At 64.6% G+C, this 1562-nt stretch carries 1 protein-coding gene; it reads right to left on the bottom strand.

Annotated elements, in window-relative coordinates:
* Positions 1 to 69: 69 nt before the first annotated feature.
* A complete protein-coding gene (locus tag AC1AYD_RS10655) occupies positions 70 to 1443 on the bottom strand; it encodes an IS481 family transposase (RefSeq protein ID WP_476503409.1) in 1374 nt (457 codons plus the stop codon).
* Positions 1444 to 1562: the final 119 nt, after the last annotated feature.

Below are 1562 nucleotides of genomic sequence, written 5' to 3'. Positions count from 1 at the left end.
GTGTATTGTCTCGGGGCATAGTTGACGCATGTCTTGGGGCATGGTTGACGGGGTCTCCTGGGGCATGGTTTACATGTGTGTTGGGGCATCGTTGGCACCGGGTACGGGTTTGCGGTACTGGTAGTCGCGGGTGGTGTCGAGGGTCTGTTCGGCGAGGATCTCGCCGGTGGCGGGGTCGATGACGGTGATGATGCCGTGGTTGATTTCCAGTTCCATGGTCTTGCCGGCGTTCTTCCTGCCGACGTTGACGGTGCGCCGTCCGCCCGCGATGCCTTTCTGCCTGATGCAGCCGTCTTTGCTGACCTTGTGGAGTTTGGCGGGGACGGTGACATCCACCCGCGTGGGTTCCGTTCGCTCGGCGACGGGGATCGGCCTGCGTCGTCCGCTTTTCCTTTCGATGGCATCCCGTTCGCGCGCATGCCGTGCTTCCTCGTCGCGCCTGGCTTGTTCGCGGGCGGCGATCTCGGGGTCGGGGCCGGCCTTGCCCTTCGCCTCGTACGCTTCCTTGGGCGTGCGACGGTTCAACGCCCGGTGGGGGCGCTCCTCGTTGTATTCGCGGCGGAACTCGTCGAGCTGCCTGTCGAGCGCGTCGAGATCGCGTGCGAGGGGCCGGGCCATGAGCCATTGCTTCAACGTGCGGTGCCAGCGTTCGATCTTGCCCTGCGTCTGGGGGTGATACGGTTTGCCGTTCTTCTGGCGCACGCCCATCAGGGCGAGCAGACGTTCGAACGATCCCGGTTCGGCCGACAAAAGCCGGGTCGTGTACACGGTCCCGTTGTCGGTGAGCGTGGACGCGGGGATCCCGTACATGGAGCACGCCTCGCGGAACGATGATTCGATCGTCTCCATCGTGACCGTCGAGAACGCGCGCGAATACAGGAGGAAACGCGAATGGTCGTCGAGCCAGGAGACGATCAGCACGTCCGTGCCGTCCGCGAGCGGCCAGTGGGTGAAGTCCGACTGCCACGTCTCGTTCGGCAATGCGGCCTCGAACCTCGCGTACGACGACTTCGGCCGCTTGCGCGGCTCGGGCTTGACCAGGCCCGCGTCCTTGAGGATCCGGTGAATCGTGGAGTTCGCGGGAGGCGTGACGCCCTCGCGCTCCAGGCGGGCGGCGATGGACTCCGCGCCGGCGTCCAAACCCTTGGCGACCAGTTCCCGTCGGATCGCGGCGATCCGTCCGGCCAGACGCGCGTCGGTCCTGTTCGCGATGCGATGCGCGCGCTTGGAACGCGGCAGGAGCCCGACCTCGCCTTCCCGTTCGTACCGACGTTTCAGCTCGTGCGCCCACTGGCGCGTCACTCCATAGCGGCGGGCCGCCTCCGTAACCGGCACGCCCGAGAGGATCGTGTTGACAATGGCCTTGTTACGCAGGAACTCGCTGCGAACATCCCCGTTGCCTTCGACGGATGGTGATGCCGACTGCTGCAATTGTGTATCCATACACCGGTCAACAATCAGCAGACCGTAAACCATGCCCCAGGACACCCGTCAGGCATGCCCCAGGACATGACGTCAACCATGCCCCGAGACATACGTCAACTATCCGCTGAAACTAGACA

It is taken from the genome of Bifidobacterium sp. LH_426 (genome assembly GCF_056356875.1).
Note: the sequence above shows the minus strand (reverse complement) of the source record. Positions and strands in the feature narration are given on the sequence as shown.